We start from the raw sequence: 5,093 nt of genomic DNA, 5'->3' as shown, positions 1-5,093 counted from the left end.
GAAAGTTAACATTGCCTGACATGCGTATTCGTTTTATGGCACAGGGGTGCTAAGTCGGTGGATATAAGCAGCGGAGAGGCGTATCGGGTTGCGGTAAATAGGGGATGAGCGGCAGGATGCCAGGCAGTAGTAATCTGGAGGAGTTCTGGAAAAACCTTGAGGGTGGGAAGGATTTGATAAGTGAGATACCTGCGGACCGTTGGGATTGGCGCGCGTACTATGGAGACCCGCAGAAAGAGGTGAATAAGACGAATATCAAGTGGGGTGGATTTATTGATGATGTGGACAAGTTTGATCCGATGTTTTTTGGTATTTCTCCCATGGAAGCGGAGTTGATGGACCCTCAGCAGAGGCTGTTTATGGAGTGTGTCTGGGAGACTATTGAAGATGCCGGATATAAGCCGTCTGATCTGTCCGGAACAAAGACCGGTTTATATGTAGGAGTGGCGTCAAGTGATTACGCGTCTATTATTCATGAACAGGAGGGCCGTGAGATTGAGGCGCATATGTCAACCGGGCTTGCGCATTCAGTGCTTGCAAACCGGATATCGTATATGTTGAATCTTCATGGTCCTAGCGAGCCGATAGATACGGCGTGTTCGAGTTCGCTGGTGTCGATACACAGGGCGGTACAATCGATGCAGACGGGTGATTGTGATCTTGCTATTGCGGGTGGAGTGAACGCGCTGCTGTCACCCGAGTTGTTTATATCATTTGGTAAGGCCGGCATGCTGGCGCCGGACGGTAGATGCAAGACTTTTAGTAAGGGCGCTAATGGTTATGTAAGGGGAGAGGGAGTAGGGGCGATACTTTTAAAGCCCCTTGACAAGGCGATAACGGATGGCGACCACATATACGGGGTTATCAGAGGTACTTCAGAGAACCATGGAGGGAAGGCGAATTCGTTGACAGCGCCGAGCCCGAGAGCACAGGCAGAGTTGCTGATAACGGCGTATGAAAGGGCGGGTATAGACCCCGAAACGGTGGGATATATTGAGGCGCATGGTACCGGTACGGAGCTTGGAGACCCGATAGAGATTAATGGTTTGAAGGCGGCGTTTAAGGAGTCTCATTCCGGTAACGGAAAGAGTGATCTAAAAGAAGCGTATTGTGGATTGGGATCGGTCAAGACGAACATAGGCCACTTAGAGACGGCGGCGGGTATAGCAGGGGTTTTGAAGGTCCTGTTGTCACTTCAGCATAAGAAGCTGCCTGCAAGTTTACATAGTGAAGAGCTTAACCCTTATATTGATCTGAGCGGCAGTCCGTTTTACGTCGTAAAAAAGACGTGTGAATGGAAGGGTATACGTGATGAGCATGATAAGGTACTGCCACGGCGTGCGGGGATTAGTTCATTTGGTTTTGGTGGTGCGAATTCACACATTATTGTAGAGGAATATATTGCCGGGTCGTCTTCGGTGAGTAAGGTTAACAAGGCTGGTACCAGGAGTCCGGTGCTGGTGGTGTTGTCAGCGAGGAGTGGTGAACGGCTGAAGGAGTCAGCAGAGAGGCTGCTTGGATTTGTAAAGGAGAAGACTGGTAGTATGTGCCTTGCAGATATTGCCTATACCTTACAGGTGGGACGTGAAGCAATGGACAGTCGTGCTGCCTTTCTGGTTAAGGATAACAAAGACCTTATAAATCAATTGGAAGCCTTTGCTGCAGGCAAAGAGGGTATAGAAGATTGTTATACAGGTGAGGTGAAAAGGAACAAGGATGTTTTGTCCGTGTTTGCGGTAGATGATGACCTTCAGGAGGCGATAGACAAATGGATAGCCAAGGGCAAGCTCAGCAAGTTGGCAGAGTTATGGGTGAAAGGCCTGGTATTGGACTGGGACCTTCTTTATGGTGAACATAAACCATGTCGTATCAGCCTGCCGACGTATCCGTTTGCAAGGGAGCGCTGCTGGGTCCCGGACGGTGGTAACCAGAGATCGGTTATCAGTAATCAGATATCGGAGGTAATTCATCCGTTATTGCATCGCAACACATCAGATTTAACAGAACAACAGTTTACAACGCGATTGACAGGAAAGGAGTTTTTCTTAAGTGACCATCGCATAAATGACGAGAAGGTCTTGCCTGGGGTGGTGTATGTAGAGATGGCACGTGCGGCGGGAAGTGCTGCGTCTAAGGGTGATATTACCGGGATCAGGAACATCGTATGGGCCCGTCCTGTCCGTGTCGATAGTGCTGCTCAGGAGTTGTCGATAAGTCTATATCCTGAGAACAGCAATATCTCTTTTGAGGTGAGTACACACACAGAGGGTGATGAGCGTGTGGTACATTCCCAGGGTATTCTTGAGACCGGGGATTATGGAGATATGAGAGGAAAAACTCTTGATCTCGGGGCCATCCGATCAAGGTGTGATGGTGAGATAGATGGGCCGGGGTGTTACAAGGCGTTTTCCAGCCGGGGGTTGAGCTATGGCCCTTCGTTCCATGGGATAGAAGCCCTGCGTTATAATGAGCGTGAGGTCCTGGCGAGGTTGATTATGCCGGAGAGTGTCAGAGATGTGTCGGGGCAGTATGTGCTGCATCCGAGCCTGATGGATAGTGCGTTGCAGGCGACACTGGGATTGGCCGTGTCATCGACCGGTGTTGACGGAACTGGTGATGGAGTATACCTGCCGTTTGCCCTGAACGAAGTGTTTATATATGGGTCGATACCTGAGACGGCGTATGCGTATGTGAGGTATAGTGAAGGCGTGGATATAAAGGGCCGGGTACTCAAGTATGATATCACTATTACGGATGAAGAGGGCCGTATGGTAGTAGAGATGAAGGAGTTTATGGTCAGGGCGTTGCAGGGGGGCGAAGGCGCTTTAAAGCCCCAGTCAGATCATGACGTTCTATATGCTACAAGCAGATGGGATGACCACACCTTGCAAGATGTGGAAACAAAGGATGATGTAGACTATCTGATAGTAATTGCAGAGAGTGAAGAAGAGTTAAGAGAGTTGCTTTCAGCCGAGTGTCCTGACGCAGAGGTTGTTGGTCTGTCTGCTTCGAAAAAGAAGACCGGTCGTGATGTTGAGGGGATGTTTATCGAGATATTTGAGAAGATACGTGGTCGTCTGGAGGGTAAGCCGAAACGGGTACAGAGGATACTGGTATTGGTGCCTGATGGAGATGCCGGTTATTGTTATGCGCCGCTTGCCGGGCTGCTCAAGACGGCCCATATGGAAAATCCGAGGATAGAGGGTAAGGTGGTTTATTGTCCTGTATTTACGGAAGAGAGTAGAGCACAGTTTGTTACCATGGTTAAACAGGAGTCCGCTTCTGAAGTGGGCGGTGATAGAGAAGTGCGGTATGAGTGGCCCGATAAACGGCAAGTGAGGCGTCTGGTGGAAGTGAAAGAGGTCCCACAGGCTGTGGAGGGAGTCCCACTGGTGAAGTCCGGAGGAGTGTACTGGATAACAGGTGGTTTTGGCGGATTGGGACGGATCTTTGCTGAGCACCTTGGTCAGACTGAAGGGGTGAAGCTGGTCTTAAGCGGCCGGTCTGTGCTAAACGAAGAGAAGCAGAAAGAGTTAGATACGTTGAGGCAAGATGGCCTTGATGTCAGCTATATACAGTCCGATATTAGTAATCTTGATGACGTCGCAAAGGCGTTCAAGGCGATTAAGGAGAAACACGGTAAACTCGATGGTGTTATTCATAGTGCCGGGGTAATACGAGATGCGCTTATCCTGAAGAAGAGGGTTGAAGAGGTCAGAGAGGTATTTTCCTCCAAGGTAACGGGGGCTTTGAACCTTGATGCGGTGATAGGTGGTGAAAAACTTGATTTCATGGTGCTCTTTTCATCGGTTGCTGGTGTATTGGGTAATATGGGCCAGAGTGATTATGCCGGGGCGAATGCGTTTCTTGATGCGTTTGCGTTATATCGTCAGGGGCAGGTTAATGCGGGAAGGTGTTCCGGGAAAACAGTTTCGATAGGCTGGCCGTTGTGGCGAGATGGCGGTATGAAGGTCGATGAGCAGGTCGAGCGGATGATGAAGGGTGTGAGCGGCATGGTGCCGCTTGAGACATCAGTGGGGGTTGAGGCCTTTGATCGTTCAATGATGATAGAGCATGGTCATGTTGTGGTGGCGGAAGGTGATAGGGTCAAGATGCGGGAAAAACTGCTGTTGCAGAAACCGACTCAACCGGCAAAGGTACAAAAAGCGCTAAAAGCGGTAACGACAACATCGCAGGCAGATACGGATGTGTTGTTAGGTAAGGTGAAGCAGGAGTTGGTGCGTGGTGTGTCTGAGATGCTTAAGGTTAAAAAAGAGGAGATAGACCTTGAATCTGATATGAGTGATTACGGGTTTGATTCGATAACGCTGACTGAATTTGCGAACAAGATGAACCAGGAGTACAAGGTGGAGTTAAACCCGGCAGTGTTTTTTGAGCATTCAACGTTGGGTTCATTTGCAGAGTACCTGGTGTCACAGAACAGGGAGCAGCTTGCATTGAAATATCTGCCTGGAGCTTCGGTGGCAGCTAAAGATGCGTACGTGGTTGATGTGGAAGAGGTGGAAGAAGTTACATTGCCTGCCATGCGTACTCGTTTTATGGCACAGGGTGCTAAGTCGGTGGATATAAGCAGCGGAGAGGCGTATCGGGTTGCGGTAATAGGGATGAGCGGCAGGATGCCAGGCAGTAGTAATCTGGAGGAGTTCTGGAAAAACCTTGAGGGTGGGAAGGATTTGATAAGTGAGATACCTGCGGACCGTTGGGATTGGCGCGCGTACTATGGAGACCCGCAGAAAGAGGTGAATAAGACGAATATCAAGTGGGGTGGATTTATTGATGATGTGGACAAGTTTGATCCGATGTTTTTTGGTATTTCTCCCATGGAAGCGGAGTTGATGGACCCTCAGCAGAGGCTGTTTATGGAGTGTGTCTGGGAGACTATTGAAGATGCCGGATATAAGCCGTCTGATCTGTCCGGAACAAAGACCGGTTTATATGTAGGAGTGGCGTCAAGTGATTACGCGTCTATTATTCATGAACAGGAGGGCCGTGAGATTGAGGCGCATATGTCAACCGGGCTTGCGCATTCAGTGCTTGCAAACCGGATATCGTATATGTTGAATCTTCATGGT

The 5,093-nt window shown here is 49.5% G+C and carries 1 protein-coding gene; it reads left to right on the top strand.

Going from position 1 to position 5,093, the window contains the following annotated elements; translation table 11 throughout:
- Positions 1 to 104: 104 nt before the first annotated feature.
- Positions 105 to 5,093: type I polyketide synthase (locus SCALIN_RS06125; RefSeq protein ID WP_133111712.1), on the top strand; the 4,989-nt coding region annotated here is incomplete at its 3' end.

The organism is Candidatus Scalindua japonica (assembly GCF_002443295.1).
GTDB lineage: Bacteria > Planctomycetota > Brocadiia > Brocadiales > Scalinduaceae > Scalindua > Scalindua japonica.
The sequence above is the reverse complement of the archived record's forward strand: the minus strand, read 5'-3'. Positions and strand labels throughout refer to the sequence as shown.